The organism is Hanstruepera neustonica (genome assembly GCF_002895005.1).
GTDB classification, from domain to species: domain Bacteria; phylum Bacteroidota; class Bacteroidia; order Flavobacteriales; family Flavobacteriaceae; genus Hanstruepera; species Hanstruepera neustonica.
Genome location: NZ_POWF01000011.1, coordinates 59,994 through 80,079 on the forward strand (window position 1 = coordinate 59,994; position 20,086 = coordinate 80,079).

General features: G+C 37.1%; 13 protein-coding genes. 7 read left to right on the forward strand and 6 right to left on the reverse strand.

Translation table 11 applies throughout. The features are described 5' to 3' along the window. Positions 1-145: 145 nt before the first annotated feature. Both C1T31_RS13505 and C1T31_RS13510 read right to left on the reverse strand, forming a co-directional pair. Positions 146-781: a hypothetical protein gene (locus C1T31_RS13505; protein ID WP_103053048.1), complete on the reverse strand. Its 636-nt coding sequence runs from the start codon at positions 779-781 to the stop codon at positions 146-148. Between the two features lie 54 nt (positions 782-835). Next, entirely contained in the window at positions 836-1,039 is a 204-nt protein-coding gene (locus C1T31_RS13510; RefSeq protein ID WP_103053049.1) for a hypothetical protein, read from the reverse strand. A 479-nt stretch (positions 1,040-1,518) separates the two neighbouring features. On the opposite strand from C1T31_RS13510, the gene C1T31_RS13515 reads away from it, so the two are divergent. Then, positions 1,519-2,268, forward strand: a complete 750-nt coding sequence (locus C1T31_RS13515; RefSeq protein ID WP_103053050.1) for a hypothetical protein — start codon at positions 1,519-1,521, stop codon at positions 2,266-2,268. A gap of 128 nt (positions 2,269-2,396) precedes the next feature. Here C1T31_RS13515 and C1T31_RS13520 read toward each other — a convergent pair whose 3' ends face one another. The 4 genes from C1T31_RS13520 to C1T31_RS13535 are packed head-to-tail and all read right to left on the reverse strand — an operon-like array spanning position 2,397 to position 7,981. Further along, complete coding sequence (locus tag C1T31_RS13520) at positions 2,397-3,380, reverse strand: SDR family oxidoreductase (RefSeq protein ID WP_103053051.1); 984 nt, start codon at positions 3,378-3,380, stop codon at positions 2,397-2,399. Further along, positions 3,380-4,666: a nucleotide sugar dehydrogenase gene (locus tag C1T31_RS13525; RefSeq protein WP_103053052.1), complete on the reverse strand. Its 1,287-nt coding sequence runs from the start codon at positions 4,664-4,666 to the stop codon at positions 3,380-3,382. Before C1T31_RS13525 ends, C1T31_RS13520 begins: the two co-directional genes overlap by 1 nt. 31 nt (positions 4,667-4,697) lie before the next feature. Then, entirely contained in the window at positions 4,698-7,181 is a 2,484-nt protein-coding gene (locus C1T31_RS13530; protein ID WP_103053053.1) for an exopolysaccharide transport family protein, read from the reverse strand. A 2-nt stretch (positions 7,182-7,183) separates the two neighbouring features. Beyond that, positions 7,184-7,981, reverse strand: a complete 798-nt coding sequence (locus C1T31_RS13535; RefSeq protein WP_103053054.1) for a polysaccharide biosynthesis/export family protein — start codon at positions 7,979-7,981, stop codon at positions 7,184-7,186. 102 nt (positions 7,982-8,083) lie between these two features. On the opposite strand from C1T31_RS13535, the gene C1T31_RS13540 reads away from it, so the two are divergent. The 6 genes from C1T31_RS13540 (at position 8,084) to C1T31_RS13565 (ending at position 20,086) form a co-directional block, all read left to right on the forward strand. Then, positions 8,084-9,943, forward strand: coding sequence for an ABC-F family ATP-binding cassette domain-containing protein (locus C1T31_RS13540; protein WP_103053055.1), 1,860 nt, complete (start codon positions 8,084-8,086; stop codon positions 9,941-9,943). A gap of 38 nt (positions 9,944-9,981) precedes the next feature. Beyond that, positions 9,982-10,713, forward strand: a complete 732-nt coding sequence (locus C1T31_RS13545) for an O-methyltransferase (RefSeq protein WP_243398958.1) — start codon at positions 9,982-9,984, stop codon at positions 10,711-10,713. Positions 10,714-10,839: 126 nt separating this feature from the next. Further along, a complete protein-coding gene (locus tag C1T31_RS13550) occupies positions 10,840-11,412 on the forward strand; it encodes a cob(I)yrinic acid a,c-diamide adenosyltransferase (RefSeq protein WP_103053057.1) in 573 nt (190 codons plus the stop codon). Positions 11,413-11,571: 159 nt separating this feature from the next. After that, the gene (locus C1T31_RS13555; RefSeq protein WP_008637498.1) at positions 11,572-11,793 is read left to right on the forward strand and encodes a DUF2795 domain-containing protein; all 222 of its coding nucleotides are present in this window, start codon (positions 11,572-11,574) and stop codon (positions 11,791-11,793) included. Positions 11,794-11,953: 160 nt separating this feature from the next. After that, the gene (gene secA / locus C1T31_RS13560) at positions 11,954-15,307 is read left to right on the forward strand and encodes a preprotein translocase subunit SecA (protein WP_103053058.1); all 3,354 of its coding nucleotides are present in this window, start codon (positions 11,954-11,956) and stop codon (positions 15,305-15,307) included. Positions 15,308-15,508: 201 nt separating this feature from the next. Beyond that, a complete protein-coding gene (locus tag C1T31_RS13565; protein ID WP_103053059.1) occupies positions 15,509-20,086 on the forward strand; it encodes a malectin domain-containing carbohydrate-binding protein in 4,578 nt (1,525 codons plus the stop codon).

The window sequence follows — 20,086 nt, forward strand, 5'->3', positions numbered from 1 at the left end:
TACAGACCTTACGCCTGCAATTGAGGTAAGAGCATGGCAAATGCGAAGCATTCACAAATACAATAATTTAAATATATAGTTATGACTAATCACCTCTGTCATCCTGAATGTGATTCAGTATCTATTAAAAACCAACAACTCCCAACTACCAACCCCCATCTAAGTAAACCGGCAAATCCTCAAGCCCAAGCCAACCATCATCCATATTCGGTTTTGAAAAATAAAACTCAAAACCACTTATCTTTTGGCACACTACCAGCTCACCCAAAAAATCCATTAAAATCCACAACACATAATCAGTAACCGTTTCCAAGGGGTAAGACATCAGTGTAGAAGCCAAATTCGTAAAACCAAACAACAAACAATGCTTGTCTGTTTTGTCATCATAAGAGTCTGGCATCCAAACAATATCACTGGCCTTTAAAGTAAGTCCTTCAAACTGATAAGGCGGGTCTGTACGGTCAGCAATAGCATCAACATCAATAACAGGCTGAATAAATGCCGTAATCTTCCAATTCGGAATAACAGGAGCCACTTGCATCAAATTCCGAATCAATATAACCCCTTCCGCACGCCCATGGGTTGTCAATACCAATTCGGCATAAGTACGCTCCTTGCTGGCAAACTTCATAACACAGCTCAATGTAGGCCCAATAGCCTCCAACAAGCTCGTAAGTGTATTAAAATAGTAAGCATTTTCGCTATCGGGCAGCGATTGCAAATGGTAAAAAGTCTCACCATGTTCAGAAAAATAATCCCAAAATGCTTGAAAATCACGCATAGTCTTAAGAAATTATAATGAGTGGAATATAACCGTATAAAGACCTAAAAATGTTTATGGATCATGAATGCCATTAATACTTTTATAAACTGTATCATAAGGCAAGCCCAAATAATCACAAAACTCCGTAATGGTCACAACCTGAAAACGTTCTTTTTTATGAAGTAATCTAATGTCTCGCAAAAGGTCACGAGCATAACTCTCACTACGGCCAGTTAAAAAAATAACATCTTGGGTGTAAATACAAATTCTGTTCATAACAGTGATAGTTTAGAAAACGAATAAACATCACTATGAATTGTTCAGTTAAGGAGAAGCAATCAATTATTCAATAATCAATCACTATCAATATTAATCTTTTTTTCAGAAATCTGCAAGTCAAAAAAAACCTATTTACGGTATAGAAAAGGCATAGCTAGAGTATGGCTAAGGTATGGCTAGTGTATGCGAAGGGCATTTCAACAGAAATGAGCAAAAACAGCAGAAAACGCCATAAACAACAGAAACAGACAAAAACAGCAGAAAACAACAAAAACAACAGATTCAGGCAAAAACAACAGATTTGAAATACAGTTAAAACAATAACGCACGATATTGTCCATAGGTAACCTCGGCTATCGTAGGTAAACAGCAAGTCAAAAACTTGAAATACTACAACAAAAAGCCCCAAATCAGGTACCAGTAATTATTAACCAGAAGCTGCAATAAAAAAATGCAGTTTCACAAACTTTAAGATTATGGCTAAATTAAAAAGCTTTATCAAAATCGAAGGAACCCTGGACGATTTGACCTTTTACAAAGGTAAGGAAGGGTATTTGGTGAAAACCAAAAGCGCAATAAGCGCCAACCGGATCAAAAACGACCCAGCTTTTATTAGAACCCGCGAAAACGGTGCAGAGTTCGGTCATGCCGCTACAAGTGGTAAACAATTGCGACGGGCAATTCTCAACCTCTTGACTGACGCCAAGGACGATTTGGTAACACCGCGTTTAACACAAACTATGACCCGTGTAAAAGACGCAGATACCACATCACCACGTGGTGAAAGAAATGTGGCTACCGGCCTAACAACCGCAGCTGGCAGATTGACATTAAATGGTTTTAACTTCAACGTAAATGCCATTTTAAGCAGTGTATTATTAACCGATTTTACATTAAACACGGCTACGGGAGAAATTGACATTCCGGATTTTGTACCCAGTCAAAACCTCACCAGCCCAGAAGGAGCAACACACGTAAGCTTGGAAGCTGGCTTTTTAAATTTAGACTTTGCAACAAACGTCAAAGACCTACAGCTAAGTCCTATTTTTAACACGCCCATTAACAACACGCTTACACCCGTTGTGCTAACACCTGCCGCAGTACCAGCAGGAGCAGGTAATCAACTCTACTTCTTAAAAGTAGCATTCTTTCAAGAAGTAAACGGCATACAATACGCATTAAACAATGGCACCTACAATGCCCTGCAATTAATTGATATATTGTAAACTAGTACCAAACAAAAGAAAAAGCGGATACCAAAATATCCGCTTTTTTTATACTTTAAATCCTCTCAACTAAAAAATACTATCAACTACAAACTCAAAACTACCCACTAACAACTACAAACTCACAACTACAAACTATTGAAAAACTCCCAAGTCAATTGCAACCCCTCTCTCACGGAAACCTGCGGATCATAGCCCAATAGGTCTTGCGCTTTAGAAATATCAGCCAAGCTATCACGAACATCCCCTTGGCGAGGCGGTCCATAAATGGCTTTCAAATCGGAATGGACAGCCTGTTGTAACGATTCCCATAAATAGTTTACGGTAATACGTTCGCCACAGGCCACATTAAAAACCTGATTACGGGCTTTCTCACTGGCAAAAAAGCCTTTAATATTGGCTTGAACGGCATTATCAACATAGGTAAAATCGCGGGTTTGTTCGCCATCGCCATTAATTTTGGGCGACTGATTGTCCTTTAGTGCTTGCATAAAAAGGGGAATAACCGCTGCATAAGCACCGTTGGGACTCTGTTTAGGCCCAAATACATTAAAATAGCGCAATCCTACCACATCAGTCCCGTATGTTTTTCCAAAGACATCAGCATACAATTCGTTCACATATTTAGTAACCGCATAAGGAGACAAAGGTTTGCCAATAGTGTCTTCTATTTTGGGTAAGGTTGGACTATCACCATAAGTCGAACTGGAAGCCGCATAAACCATGCGCTTTACAGAATTGGAATCCTTTAAGGCAATCATCATATTTAAAAAACCCGTAATGTTAACCGCATTGGTTGTTGCAGGGTCATTAATAGACCGTGGCACAGATCCCAAAGCTGCTTGATGGCTCACATAGTCCATACCCTTCATAGCTTTGTGACAAGTATTCAAATCACGGATATCACCTTCAACAAGTTCAAAGGAAGGATGGTCCATAAACTCGCTTAAATTTTCTTTATAGCCATTGGAAAAATCATCAAGCACGCGCACTTTTTGCGCGCCATGTTTCAAAAGATAACCAACCAGATTAGCACCAATAAAACCAGCGCCTCCAGTAACTAAAAAGCTATAAGTTGATAAATCTTTATGATGGTATTGGGCTTTATTCATTATAATCTAGCATCTACTAAATCTCTAGGAAGTAAAGACTTAACGTCAAACACAACACCAGTTTCAGATTTTAGTTTTTTAATATCCAATTCTAAAAATTCATTATGACTAACTGCCAAAACAATGCCATCATAACTATCAGCTAAATCATTAGCATCAGTCAACAATTCAAAGCCATACTCATCCTTTACCTCTTCTTTAGAAGCCCATGGATCATATACATCAACTTGAACGTGATACGTTTCAAATTCTCTAATAATGTCAATGGCTCTTGAATTACGTATGTCCGGGCAATTCTCCTTAAAAGTAATACCCAAGACCAAAACCTTGGAACCTTTTATAGTAGCACCCTTTTTTATCATCATTTTTACCGTTTCAGTAGCCACATAGCCTCCCATGCTATCATTCATTTTACGGCCTGCCAAAATAATTTCAGGATTATAACCACTTTCAATGGCTTTTTGAGCCAAATAATAGGGATCAACACCTATACAGTGGCCGCCAACCAAACCTGGTGTAAACTTGATAAAGTTCCATTTGGTACCTGCTGCTTCTAATACTGCTTGGGTGTCAATATCCAACAATCTAAAGATTTTGGACAACTCGTTTACAAAAGCAATATTGATATCCCGTTGCGAATTTTCAATCACTTTGGCAGCTTCAGCTACCTTTATTGAAGGTGCCTTATGAGTACCAGCTGTAATAATCGATTTATATAAATTATCTACCACGTCTGCAATTTCCGGCGTAGAGCCAGAAGTCACTTTTAGTATCTTGGTAACGGTATGGGTTTTATCACCTGGATTAATACGTTCGGGCGAATAGCCAGCATAAAAATCGGAATTGAATGTCAATCCGGAAACCGATTCCAATATCGGCACACAAATATCCTCGGTAACCCCCGGATAAACGGTAGATTCGTAAATGACAATATCGCCTTTTTTAAGTACCCTGCCAATTGTCTCGCTAGCTTTTACAAGTGGAGTAAAAATGGGCTTGTTTAGTTCATCGGTTGGTGTTGGAACTGTAATAATGTATACATTAGACTGTTCCAAGTCAGCCACAGCCTCCGAAATGCACAAACCAGCATTTCCAATGTCATCTGTCAATACGGATTGTAATTCAGATTGTTCTACCTCCAATGTACGGTCTATACCATTTTTGAGTTCTCCAACACGTTTGGTATTAATATCAAAACCAACAACGGGATACTTCTTGGCAAATTCAACGGCCAATGGGAGTCCAACATATCCTAAACCAATAATGGCTATTTTTTGTGTTTGCATGTTTATTTTGGGGTAATAGTGTTCTTTAAGTTTATATACGTTTTATAAAATCGGTGAATTTCTTCCAGGTACTGCGTTTACCATTTTCATGGTAAGCATTACCGTAAACACCATAACCATAACCATAACCATATCCGTAGCCATAGCCATAGCCATAATTATGATTGGTTTTATGCTTGTAGAAATTGAGCACAAAACTAATATTTTTAATTTCTCCAGCGCGGTATTTAGCATTGATGAGTTGCAGCATGCCCTTTTTCGTGTAATCCAAACGAACCATAAAAACAGAGGTATCAGCATATTTAACCAATTCTAGAGCATCAGTCACCAACCCTAAAGGCGGTGTATCCAATACAATAATATCGTAAGTCTCTCGTAATTGGGCTAATAACGTATCCATACGTTCACTCATCAGGAGCTCGGATGGATTGGGCGGTATAGGACCTGCTGGCACAACATACAGATTATCGATGTGGGTTTTATTGTTTACGGATTCAAAATCAGCCTCACCTATAAGATAATTAACAATGCCTGTATCATTGGTTAGTTCAAAGTCATCAAATATTTTAGGCTTTCGCAAATCCAGTCCAAGCAATATGGTCTTTTTACCGGACAAGGCATAAACAGTTGCAATATTAATGGAAGTAAAAGTCTTTCCTTCTCCACTCACCGATGATGTCACCATTATGGTGCGTCCACCAGCTTTAGGGTTTTTGTTTAAATTAAATTGCAAACTGGAGCGTATAGATCGAAACGATTCAGCAACAGCCGATTTTGGCTTTTCAAATACCACTAAATTGTTATGATAGCGATATTTACCTATAAGACCTAAAATTGGTATGTTAGACAGTTGTTGAATTTCATCAGAACCATGAATGGTGGTATCCAATAAAAAAACAATAAAAATTAAAAACATCGGTATAAAAAAGCCCATCATCAAACCCATCATATAATTCAACGATGTATTAGGACCTATTTTACCCCCACCAATATCTTTTGCTTCGTCAACTATCGTAATGTCAGAAATATTGGCAGCCTTCACAATGGCTGCTTCACCGCGTTTAGCCAAATACAAATCATAAGCCTCTTGACTAATATCCAATTTCCGTTGAATCCGAAGATATTGCTGTTGGTCTTCAGGTAGGCCACTTAACTTATTCTCTAAACTGGCAATATTTTTGTTGATAGAATTCATTAAGGTGTTTATAGTACTTTTGGTAGAGCTAATGGTCTCCAACAAAACTTGCTTTTCAGCCTCTATTCGCCTGTCCAAATCCTTAAACAAATCAGAACCCTCTCGGGTAGTGTACTCCATGTTTTGCCTTTCAATAGCCAAGGTTGTGATGGTTCTGACGCTGTTGAGTATATTTGGTTCTTCAATCCCAACAGATGTTGGCGCAGCAATATTGGTATAATCAGTTTTGGTATTTAAATACGTCTCTAATAAGTTCAGATAATCCAACTTAATCCGTTCTTCCTCTTTCTGCCTCTCAAAATCTTTGAGTTTTGAGGAAACTTCCGTCATCTCGGCGTCAATATTAAAGACTTTGTTCGATTTCCTAAAGGCGTTCATTTCGTCATTAAAATCACTCAAATCTGCATTAACCGCACTTAAAGTACTATCAATAAATTTAATGGTATTAGAGGCATAGAGGTTTTTACGTTCCAATTCCGAACGGCTCAAAATAGCAGCAGTTGTATTCAAATAATCAACTATTTTGGATTTATTTAGACCAGCTAGAGAAAGCTGCAATACCGAAGAGGCATTGGCATTAAAAGTGGTTACAATCATTCTAGTTTGATAGTGGTTTACCACGGCATCAAAACTACTAAACTTTATAAAAAATTCTGATTGAGGCCTGGGAAGCCTGCCTTCAGGATTCCTCAACTGGATAGTGGCATTCAAAAAGGGCAATTCAATAGGCTCTCCAAACTTAAATCGTTGTTTAAATTCCCCTACCGGTACCGAGATAGTAGAAACTTCTTTAGAATCATAAATTTGGGCTTTTCTGGTATTAGATTCAAAAGTTGTAAATATTTCAAACTGGGAATCTTTTAAAAAACGAATTCCCAGAGGATGATTTAAAACCTGATTACCTGACATATTTAAATCAACAACAAATGGCGCCTGCTTGTAAATATCTTCTTTGTGATACTTACCTTCCACCAAATAATCCATGAAAAATTGAAGAGAATCAACAACTTTCTCATTATGGGTGCGAGTCTTTAAAGTCGTAATGGTTTTACCAACTTTTCCAGAAACACCGCCCCAGTTAAATGAAATACTCGTATTAGCCGTAAAAAAGGGATTTTGATCATTCTCTACTGAAATAAGCGAACTTAATTTATAAACATTCTGTTTTCTAACATTAATCAAATAAGCTATAATCAAAGCAAAGCCAATACATAGCAGAACAAATTTCCATAGGTTTAGAACCTTAAATAAGTATCCCTTAAAATCAAAAGTAACTTGATTTCTTTCCGAAAGCTCTAATTCAGACTGATTTTCACTCATATTTATTTTAATCTGTCAATTAACAACAAAGAAGTCGTTAAAAGGGATATAATACTCACAACGGTAATAATGGTTTCTCGGCCAGTCGTTCCAAATCCCCAAGACTTTTGTCTTAATGGTTTGACATAAATAATGTCATTGGGTTGAATGTAATAATAGGGAGACTCCATAACAGCAACATCCAACAAATTTAAGTGATGTATCTTTTGACCTTGTGGGTATTGTCTAATAATTAAAACATCCTCTCTATTTCCTGTCATTTCAATATCACCAACATTAGCCAAGGCCTCAAAAATATTAACTCTTGGTTGGTACAAGGTATTGGTTCCTGGAGAAGAAACCTCACCATTAACTGTGTAACGTAGCCCAGTTAATTTTACAGACACAAAAATATTGGCAGTTTCTTTAAAATGGTCGTTTAATAATTTTTCGCTCAACAACTTTTCAATCTCTTCAGTAGTATATCCTAACACATTGATCTCTCCCAAAATAGGAATTCTAATATTCCCATGTAAATCAACAGTAAACCCATCAAAAAAAGCACGCTGATCAGTATCCATATTCAAGTTTTCTTCTCCCACTGGATTAAAAATCTGCACGTTATCTTGGTCTAAAACCTTGACTCTAATATTCAATATGTCATTTATTTGAACCCGATAAGGCTTTTGCTTTTCGGTTATGGCCAATGTGCTATCTGCTGCTTGTTCCTTATTCTGCAAATACACTAAATCTTTGTTAGGAATACAGGACGACACAAAAAGAGAAAAAACAAGTATTAAAAGAATATGCAATTGCTTCATATCGAGGGCTCAAGTTTGTTCACAAATATAGCCTTTCAGTAGGAATATCAAAACTAATCGTTTAAATTTTGGTTTTTTTACGTTATTTGCAAAAAAGACCCGTTGAACTACGTTACTGTTGAAAATATTTCGAAATCTTATGGCGAATTAACGCTGTTTGAAAACCTATCTTTTTCCATTCACAAGGACCAAAAAATCGCCTTTGTAGCCAAGAATGGAACGGGCAAAACATCCATTCTTAATATCCTATCAGGAAAAGACACCCCAGATTCTGGGCAAATTATTTTCAGGAATGATATCACAACGGCCTTTCTAGCTCAAGAACCCGAATTGGATAGCAAGCTCACTGTAGAAGAGGCTGTTTTTGACACTAAAAACCCCATATTGGGCATTATCAAAGACTATGAAAAAGCCTTGGAAAACCCTGACAATACAGAAGCCTATCAAAAAGCTTTTGATAATATGGATAGGCACCAGGCCTGGGATTTTGAAACCCAATACAAGCAGATATTGTTTCAACTGAAATTGGACAATCTCCAACAAAAAATCAGTACCTTATCTGGTGGTCAGAAAAAACGTCTGGCATTAGCCAATGCACTACTTAAAAAACCAGACTTACTAATTTTAGATGAGCCCACCAACCATTTGGATCTGGAAATGATTGAATGGCTGGAGTCATTCTTTGCCAAAGAACAAATCACTCTATTTATGGTGACCCATGATCGGTATTTTTTGGAACGAGTCTGTAACGAAATAATCGAGTTGGACCACGGTGAATTGTATGCCTATAAGGGCAATTACTCTTATTATTTAGATAAACGACAAGCTAGAATTGAACGCGAAGCCGTTGAAACTGGAAAGGCTAAACAATTGTTTAAAAAAGAATTGGATTGGATGCGACGCCAACCGAAAGCACGAACCACCAAATCCAAATCCCGAATTGACGATTTCCATGACATTAAACATCGGGCGCACCAACGCCGAAAAGACCATGAGGTTCAATTGGAACTCAATATGGAACGTCTGGGAAGTAAAATATTAGAACTGCATCATGTTTCAAAACGATTCAAGGACAAAACCATTCTCGATAAGTTTAATTATACCTTTAAAAAAGGCGAACGGATTGGAATCATTGGCAAAAATGGCACAGGAAAATCAACCTTTTTAAATATTCTTACTCAAAGCGCCCAACCAGACTCCGGTAAAGTAATTACAGGCGAAACGGTAAAATTTGGATATTATACCCAATCTGGAATTACCATTAAACCCGATCAAAAGGTCATTGAAGTCATTAGAGAATATGGGGATTACATTCCACTTAAAAAAGGGAGACAGATTAGTGCCCAACAATTATTGGAGCGATTCTTATTCGATAGAAAAAAGCAATATGATTTTGTTGAAAAATTAAGTGGTGGTGAACGTAAACGGCTGTATCTATGTACCGTATTAATTCAAAACCCCAATTTTTTAATTTTGGATGAGCCCACTAACGATCTGGATATCGTGACGCTAAATGTCTTGGAAAATTTCTTGTTGGATTTCCCTGGTTGCCTGATAGTCGTATCGCATGACCGCTACTTTATGGATAAAATAGTGGATCATCTTTTAGTGTTTCGCGGTGATGGTGTTATTGATGATTTCCCCGGGAATTATTCAGATTTCAGGATTTATGAGGATAGTCAAGAACTTGAAATAGTGGAAACCTCCAAAAAGGATAAAAAGCAGTGGAAAAAGGATAGCAACAATGCCCTATCTTATAATGAACAGAAAGAATATAAAAACATTGAAAGCAAATTAAATAGTTTAGAATACGACAAAAAAGAACTAGAAAAAGCTTTTAACAATCCGGATTTAAATCCTGATCAAGTAACCGAGCTATCACATAAACTTCAGGAAATCATTGACGAGATTGAAGAAAAGGAATTACGCTGGTTTGAACTCACCTCTAAAATGGAAGATTAAAGATGTGGTATTCGATCTGGTCATACTTCAAGTTTTTAATGGCTTCCACGAATCAACATGGCGTACACTCCCCTTTTGTCTATGATTTGGTTACCAAATGTTTTTATGACAAAACCAAATATGCTGATTACTCAAAATTAATTGCCTACAGAAATCATCTATTGAAAAATGATAGCCTCATTTTCATAACGGATTTAGGTCCTGGATCCAAAACAAACAATTCCCAAGAGCGGCAAATTTCAGAAATAACTAGAACGTCTGGCACATCTTTAAAGCGTAGTAAACTACTTTTTAGATTAGCACAATATCTTAAACCCGATAACATTTTAGAATTAGGGACTTCATTGGGTATTGCCACCAATGCTTTGACATTGGGCCAACCAAAATCCCAAATTACCACCATTGAAGGTTGTGCCAATATTTCGGACTTTACCAAAAAACAATTTCAAGATTCTGAAAATGTCACCTTTTTAGTAGGTGATTTTATAACACACCTCAATCAATTGAAATCCAACACGTTTGACCTAATCTTTTTTGATGGCAACCATACCAAAGAAGCCACCTTACATTATTTTAATGAATTATTACCAACGGCTAATAATAATAGTGTGTTTATTTTTGATGACATTTATTGGTCTAAAGGCATGACGGAAGCATGGGAAACCATCAAACAACATCCCGAAGTAACGGTTACTATTGACACCTATTTTTGGGGATTTGTTTTTTTTAGAAAGGAACAAGCCAAAGAGCATTTTAAAATTCGTGTGTAAACGCATTGTTCAATAACAGATAACCCTTAACTTTGTTGCTATGAAATGAGCATTGCAGATTAATATCTCTTATCAAATTACTAATAGCGAATTACATCTGTCCACTAAATCAATAATAACTACCTGATGAAAATTTACACTAAAACTGGCGATGCTGGAACCACAGCTTTATTCGGTGGCACACGCGTTCCCAAACATCATATTCGTATTGACAGTTATGGTACTGTTGATGAATTAAATTCACACTTGGGACTGATTCGTGACCAAGACATCCATCAACATTATAAAGACATTATTATTCATATTCAAGATCGTTTGTTTACGGTTGGAGCTATTTTGGCAACTGACCCTGAAAAGGCCATTTTAAAAAGTGGTAAGGAACGCTTAAATATTCCCAAAATCTCTGAAGAGAATATCAACCTTTTAGAAACGGAAATGGATACGATGAATGATGCCTTACCTCCCATGACACATTTTGTACTTCCAGGCGGCCATCAAACTGTGTCATTCTGTCACATTGCCCGCTGTGTATGCCGTAGAGCCGAACGTTTGGCTGCCGCTCTCAACGATTTAGAGCCCATAGATCCTATGGCATTAAAGTATTTAAACCGACTATCAGACTATCTTTTTGTATTGGCACGGAAATTGTCCCATGACTTGCAGGCCGATGAAATTAAATGGATTCCTGAAAAAAAATAAATCATCGCCTTTTTGAATTTTAATGCCGTAAGATTGTACTATTTTAAAACAGATTATGGTAAAAAACACGTTCTTAAGATTATTGTGTAATAAATTGTTTTTTTTCTTGCCTATTTAAACTAAAAATTTATTTTTGCAAAAAATTAAAACGAATTACAAATGTATTGGACATTAGAATTGGCATCGTATTTAAGTGATGCGCCTTGGCCAGCAACAAAAGATGAATTAATTGATTATTCAATTAGAACAGGAGCACCTTTGGAAGTTGTTGAAAACCTACAATCTATTGAAGACGAGGGTGACTCTTATGAGTCCATTCAGGAAATCTGGCCAGATTATCCAACCGACGAAGATTACCTCTGGAATGAGGATGAATATTAATATTTATTAAGCCTAGAAGAAAGTCTCGTCAGAGGCTTTTTTTGTGTCTAATAATTATTTAATTGATGGATACAACCGTATCTTTGAGGACTCAAATTCTCAAAGACTAAATTATATTTTATAGCTAGCCGTAGAGCTAGTTCAACTTAAACATACAAACATGAGTTTTTTAAATTCCGTACTAAAGGTATTTGTTGGTGACAAATCCAAACAAGATGTCAGTGCCATCATGCCTATAGTCAAACAAATAAAAACATTTGAAACGGCACTTGAGCAATTATCACATGACGAACTACGTGCCAAAACAGCTTACTTTAAAGAGAAAATTACTGAAGCCCGCAAACCACTTAATGAGAAAATTGACGCCCTATTAGAGCAAGCCGAAAACACCGAAGACATTGATGAACGTGAAGATATTTATCTTGAAATAGATAAAATAAAAGAGGAGGTTTATACCATTACTGAAGATGTCTTAAATGATATTCTACCTGAAGCCTTTGCGGTTGTCAAAGAAACAGCCAAGCGTTTTGTTGATAACAAAGAAATTTCAGTAACTGCCAACACCTTTGACCGTGAAATATCTGGGACTAAAGATTATGTGACCCTTGATAATGATCAAGCTATTTGGGCTAACTCTTGGGATGCGGCCGGAAAACCAATTACTTGGGATATGGTTCACTATGACGTACAGCTCATTGGTGGTATTGCCATGCACCAAGGAAAAATTGCTGAAATGCAAACAGGTGAAGGTAAAACATTGGTTGCTACCTTACCCGTTTATTTGAATGCTTTGGCAGGTCGTGGTGTGCATTTGGTTACGGTTAACGATTATCTTGCTAAACGTGATAGCGCTTGGATGGCTCCCATTTTTGAATTCCATGGATTAAGTGTAGATTGTATTGATTATCACCAACCAAATTCGGCAGCGCGTAAAAAAGCTTATTTAGCCGATATCACTTACGGTACCAATAACGAATTTGGTTTTGACTACTTACGCGATAATATGGCGCATTCACCAGATGATCTCGTTCAACGTCCACATCATTATGCCATTGTCGATGAGGTGGATTCGGTTTTGATTGATGATGCACGAACACCATTAATCATTTCAGGCCCAATCCCTCAAGGTGATCGTCATGAATTTACCGAGTTAAAGCCAAAAGTTGATGATATTGTCTCTGTACAGAGAAAATATTTGACGGGTGTTTTGGCGGAAGCTAAAAAATTAATTGCTGAAGGTGATACCAAAGAAGGTGGTTTCCAATTATTACGAGTGTATCGTGGGATGCCAAAAAACAAAGCCCTGATCAAGTTTTTAAGTGAGGAAGGTATCAAGCAATTATTACAAAAAACCGAAAACTTCTACATGCAGGATAATAACCGCGAAATGCCAAAGATTGATGCGGAATTATACTATGTCATTGAAGAAAAAAATAATCAGATTGAATTAACCGATAAAGGAATTGAATTCCTATCGGGTAAGGATGATCCGAACTTTTTTGTGATGCCAGAGATTGGTTTGGAAATTGCCAAAATAGAATCGCAAGGCTTATCTAAAGAAGAAGAAGCCAATCTTAAAGAAGAATTATTTAGAGATTTTGGCGTAAAATCAGAGCGTATCCATACCTTAAACCAATTGCTTAAGGCCTATGCCCTTTTTGAAAAAGACATCCAGTATGTGGTGATGGACAATAAGGTTATGATTGTAGATGAGCAAACCGGTCGTATTATGGATGGTCGCCGATATAGTGATGGCCTACATCAAGCAATTGAAGCTAAAGAAAATGTTAAGATTGAAGATGCTACGCAAACTTTTGCTACGGTAACCTTACAAAATTATTTCAGAATGTATCGTAAGCTTTCAGGTATGACTGGTACTGCTGTTACTGAAGCGGGTGAATTCTGGGAAATATACAAATTGGATGTTGTTGAAATACCAACCAATAAGCCAATTGCCCGTGATGACCGTGAGGATTTAGTATATAAAACCAAGCGTGAAAAATATAATGCGGTCATTGATGAAGTTACACAACTGTCACAAGCTGGTCGTCCTGTACTGATTGGTACAACATCGGTAGAAATATCTGAATTACTAGGCAAAATGTTGAGCATTCGCAAAATACCTCACAACGTATTGAATGCCAAGCAACATAAAAAAGAAGCGGAAATTGTTGCCGAAGCAGGTAATTCAGGGCAAGTGACCATAGCCACCAATATGGCGGGTCGTGGTACGGATATCAAACTATCGGATGCCGTCAAAGAAGCTGGCGGTTTAGCTATTGTTGGTACAGAACGTCATGACTCGCGTCGTGTGGATAGACAGTTACGTGGTCGTGCTGGCCGTCAAGGTGACCCAGGTAGCTCACAATTCTACGTATCATTGGAAGACAATTTAATGCGCTTATTTGGTAGCGAACGTATTGCTAAAATGATGGATAGAATGGGCTTACAAGAGGGTGAAGTGATTCAACATTCCATGATTTCAAAATCGATTGAGCGTGCTCAGAAAAAGGTAGAAGAAAACAACTTTGGTGTACGTAAACGATTGTTAGAATATGACGATGTTATGAACGCGCAGCGTGAAGTTGTTTACAAACGTCGTCGTCATGCACTTCATGGGGAACGCTTACGTGTCGATTTAGCAAATATGATTTATGACACCTCTGAAGGTATTGCTGAAAGTAACAAGGCTGCAAATGACTTTAAGAATTTTGAGTTTGAATTGATCCGTTATTTCTCCATGAGTTCGCCTATTACTGAAGCTGAATTTGGAAAATTGGGTGTACAGGAATTAGCAGGAAAAATATATAAAGCTGCCTTTGAACACTATCGTGAAAAAATGACACGCAATGCCGAAATAGCATTCCCAGTCATCAAGAATGTCTATGAAACACAACGTGATAAATTTAAGCGTATTGTGGTACCTTTTACCGATGGTGTAAAAAACCTGCAAGTTGTTACCGATTTAGAAAAGGCCTACGAGACCAATGGAAAACAATTAATTAATGATTTTGAAAAGAATATTACGCTGGCAATCGTTGATGACTCTTGGAAAACACATTTGCGCAAAATGGATGAACTGAAACAGTCTGTTCAATTAGCCGTTCATGAGCAAAAAGATCCATTGCTAATTTATAAGTTTGAGGCCTTTGAGTTATTTAAAAGTATGATTGACCAGGTCAACAAAGATGTTATTTCCTTCTTGTTTAAAGGGGAATTACCAACAGAAACCCAAAATACTATTCAAGAAGCACGCCAAACCCGTCAAAAGGAAAAATTAGAAACTTCTAAAGAAGAAATACCTAACATGGATGAGCGTGCTGCTCAAAATCGTGCTGCTGGAAATACTCAAAAACAACCTGAAGTGGTTGAAACCATCGTACGTGACAAACCTAAAATTGGTCGTAATGACCGTGTGACGATAAAACATGTGATGAGTGGTGAAAACAAAACCTTGAAATACAAACAAGCAGAACCTTTAATTTCCAAAGGAGATTGGGTTCTAGTGGAATAAATTTCAAAATTAAAATATTGTAAGATAAGCCTTGTTTATTCAAGGCTTTTTTTGACTCTTTTTTTCAGCATAACTAATATTTTTTCCATACATCGAATAAGTGTTAAATAACTCATTTACTTACTACTGTATTACTAACTTTACATTATAATTCCCTCTCCAAAATTTTTCGGTTAATAGCATAATTGAAAATTTATTATAATGATATTTTTTAGAAGCCGACCAAATATTATTAGCAACTTTCAAGTTGCTATCTTCATCCTACTGACATTTCTGTCAATAAATAGTGCTGCCCAAACCATTAGTTTTGGTTCCACAGGATTACAAAATGAAAATGTATTGAATCCTACGTCTTTGGAGTTTGGTCCAGACGACAGGTTATATGTAGCACAACAAAATGGCATTGTTTGGGCTTATACCATAGAACGTGATAATGCTGTTGCTGGAGATGGAACTTATACAGTTATTGACAGTGAAGAAATCACTAATATCCGCTTTGGAATTCCCAATCATGATGATGAGGGTAATTTTAACCCAAGTCAACAACGGCTAATAACAGGCATTATGACAGCTGGGACAGCTGAAAATCCTATTGTATATGTCACCTCATCCGATTATCTTTTAGGTGGTGGTGCTGGTGGGAATGACACCAATCTAGACACCAACTCCAGTATGTTATCAAAATTGGAAAAAATTGATGGTGTTTGGGAAAAAACCGATTTAATTCGTGGATTACCGCGCTGTGAAGAAAACCACGCCGTAAATGGTTTGGATATGTTTGAAAGAAATGGAAACACTTATTTATTGATTGTTCAAGGTGGGCAAACGAATAAAGGAGCTCCGAGTAATAACTTTGCAGGAACACCTGAATTTTTCTTTTCGGGTTCCATGTTAATAGCCAATCTAACTCAATTGGAAAGCATGCCTGTTTACACCGACCCCAGAAGTGGTTCCAATTATGTATATGATTTACCAACATTAAACGATCCAACACGAACAGATATTGATAATACGCATCCTGAATTCCCATATCCCGTTGGTCATCCCATGTATAATGCAACAATTGATATTGGTGACCCATTTGGCGGCAACAATAGTTTAAACCAAGCATTCCCTGAAGCTAATGGTCCCCTCCAAATTTTTGCTCCTGGCTTTAGAAATGCCTATGATGTTGTAATAGCTGAAAATGGCAAAATCTATACTTCAGACAATGGTGCCAATTCGCTTTGGGGTGGTTTACCGCGAATTTATGACAATGCCACGGATACATTTCTAGGTGACGAAAGCACGATAACATATGATCCAATTAACCATTATATAAAAAATGAATTAAATGAAAACGGTAGTACCATTATAAATGACCCGTTACATTATGTTGGAACTATTAATGATGCCAATGAAACCTATTATGGTGGGCATCCCATTCCCATTCTAGCATTTCCCTCAAGAGCAGGTATTTTTACTTATGAAAAAGTAGATGGGTCATGGGTTGCTACCAATGCTTATGATTTAGAAACATTGATTGCGGGAACTTCAGGATATTTTAATTCTAGTTTTACCATAACAGATTTTCCTGATCGTCCAGAATTGGGTGAGTTTTTATGCGATGAACCTGTAGAAAGTACCAGAAATAATATTTTAGCTCGTGTAAATTCTTCAACAAATGGTATTACTGAATATACCGCAACTAATTTTGGCGGCCTGATGCAAGGTAATATCTTGACAGCTTCATTTAATGGTAATATTAATCGTTATGTGCTGAATGCTTCAGGTGATGAAGTACTTGAATATGAAGCTACTTTTAACGGCTTTGGCAGTTTGCCATTGGATGTTACCGCACAAGGCGATGATGATATCTTTCCTGGAACCGTTTGGGCAGCCACTTATGGCTCTAACAGTGTCACTATTTTTGAGCCGACTGATATTAATTGTCTGTTACCTGGTGATATAGGCTACGATCCTGATGCTGATAATGATGGAGACGGTTATACCAATCAAGATGAAATTGATAATAATACCAACTCATGCTCACAAAGTAGTAAGCCTAAAGATAATGATGGCGATTTTATTTCCGATTTAAATGATCCAGATGATGACAACGATGGTATTCTAGATGTTAACGACCCTTTTGCATTGGATCCTGACAATGGTACAACAACCAATCTGCCTATTGATTATCCGTTTTGGAATAATGATCCCGGCACCGGTTTCTTTGGGCTTGGCTTCACAGGATTAATGGTAGATCCCAGTGGCACCACTGATTATTTAACACAATTCAATGAAGAAAGCATGTCGTTTGGTGGAGCAGCGGGAAAAGCAACTGTAGATAATGTCACAGGAGGCGACGCCTTTGGAGCATTTAACAATCAAGAATATGGTTTTCAGTTTGGTGTAAATGTTGACTCGAATTCTAATCCTTTTACAGTTCATTCCAAAATTGAATCACCATATTTTGGTTCAGGAGGTTCTCAAAATTCACCTGTAGATTACCAAAGTTATGGTATCCAATTGGGTACTGGCGACCAAGACAATTATTTGAAGTTGGTTTTTATGAATGGCTCCCTAAATGTAGACGCTTTAAACGGTCTTCAAGTTATTTTAGAAGACAATGGTATTATCCTAGTTAACGAAAGTTATAATATCCCTAATATTTTAAATTCTAGTGATATCAATTTATACATTTCTGTTGATCCGGCGAGTAACACGGCTCAACCGTTCTATTCTATTGACGGCGGTCAAACATTAAACCTTTTGGGTTCACCAGTGGTTTTACCTGCAAGTTTTTTAGACGATTCTGACAATCAAGGACTTGCTGTTGGTATCATCTCTACATCACGAAGTGACACCACACCCAATCCATTTACAGCCACATGGGATTATATTGAAGTATATGAAAATCTAGATGGTGTTCTCTCAATCAATCCAGATCCATTAAATTATGGTTTAACACCCGTAAACAATTCACAACGCACAAAATTTGTGACGCTTAATAATGAAGGAGGTCCAACGGATAGCCCTATAACGATAACGGCTTTAAGTTTTAGTGGAACAGACTCCAGTTTATTTTCTAGTGATTTTGAGCTTCCTTTTAATTTAAATCCGGGGTCTTCAGTTAAAGTACCTGTTGATTTTAGTTCCGATGATATTTTGGGAGTAAAATCGGCTACGCTTGAAGTTATACATAATGGTGCCAATTCACCTACTGCTGTTGATTTAATTGGAGAACTAACAGATATCTATTCACCTATCGTGAGGATAAATGCTGGTGGTGATATGGTGCCTTCTTCCGATGGTGGCCCTGAATGGGAGGCCAATACCTCAACTACTGGTAATTCATACGTGGTGTCATCTGGTTCACCATTTACCATTGATGAAATTATTTATGCTGATCGAGACATTTCTATTCCGGATTATATCAGTCAAGCAGAATATGAAGAAATTATGCGTTCTGAACGAAGTACTAATGATCTCGATTTCCCAGTAACGTATTCTATTAGTCTACCTAATGGGAATTATATAGTAAACTTATATTTTGCTAATTTATATAATGGCACTTCAGAACCTGATGAACGCATTTTCAATGTGAATATTGAGGATAATCAAGTTATTGAACGATTAGACCCTTCTAAAGAATTTGGACATAGAATTGCTGGATTGGTTCAAAATAATGTTGTTATTACTGATGGTGTTATGGATATTCAATTTCTTTATGTATTACAAAATCCGATTATAAATGCTATTGAAATTTTAGGTATAACCTATCCAGCACTTAATTTAGAACCTATTGCAGATAGATCAGATTGTGAGTTTGAAATATCCGATTTTCAAGCTGAAGGCTCTGGAGGAAATCCAGCCGATAATTTAGTGTACTCCATAAGTGGTCAACCTTTAGGTATTGATATCGAGCCAACCAACGGATTGATTTTTGGCGTTATTGATGAAACGGCTGTTACAGGTGGACCCAATAGTGATGGTATTTATAACGTAACCGTTACTTTAAGCAAACCAGGAAGTTTAGACGTTTCTACTAACTTTCTATGGACCGTAATTGATGACATTGAAGCTCCTGAAATAACCTGCCCTGACACTCTTATTGAGGCCGTATCTCTGGGTACTGCTGAAGCTTTTGTAAGCGTCACCAATCCTTTAGTAACTGATAATTGTGAGAGCGAAATAGATTTAGTTGGAACACGGTCAGATGGATTGGAACTGACTGATGCTTTTCCTTTAGGCGATACAACAATCACCTGGATTGCGACAGATGCTTCTGGTAATATTTCCGATTCTTGTGAACAAATAGTTACAGTTGAAATTCCCGAATTTACATTACAACTAAATGTCAGTCTTCAAGGGAGATCTGATTACAGTGGTAATTATGATATTAATCTCTATAGTTTGGGTGATTTAGAAACTCCAATATACGCTTTCAATGTGTCTGCTAGCGCTTTGGGTGAAATTGAATTACCATCCTCCATAAGCCAAGGAGAATACAAGGTATTGGTCAAACACCCTTTGTATTTACAACGAGTCAAAACCATTAATGTAACTGAAAACACGATTGAAATCTACAATGATGCCTTATTGGCTGGTGATGTAAATAACGACAATGTTGTCAATATTTTTGATTTAGGAATATTTTCTGGAACATATAATTTAATTTCAGGCGATACAGGATTTGATGCACGTGCCGATTTTGACAACAATTTAATAATTAACATATTTGATTTAGGCTTATTTTCAGGTAATTATCAATTATTTGGAGAAACCCAAAACGATTAA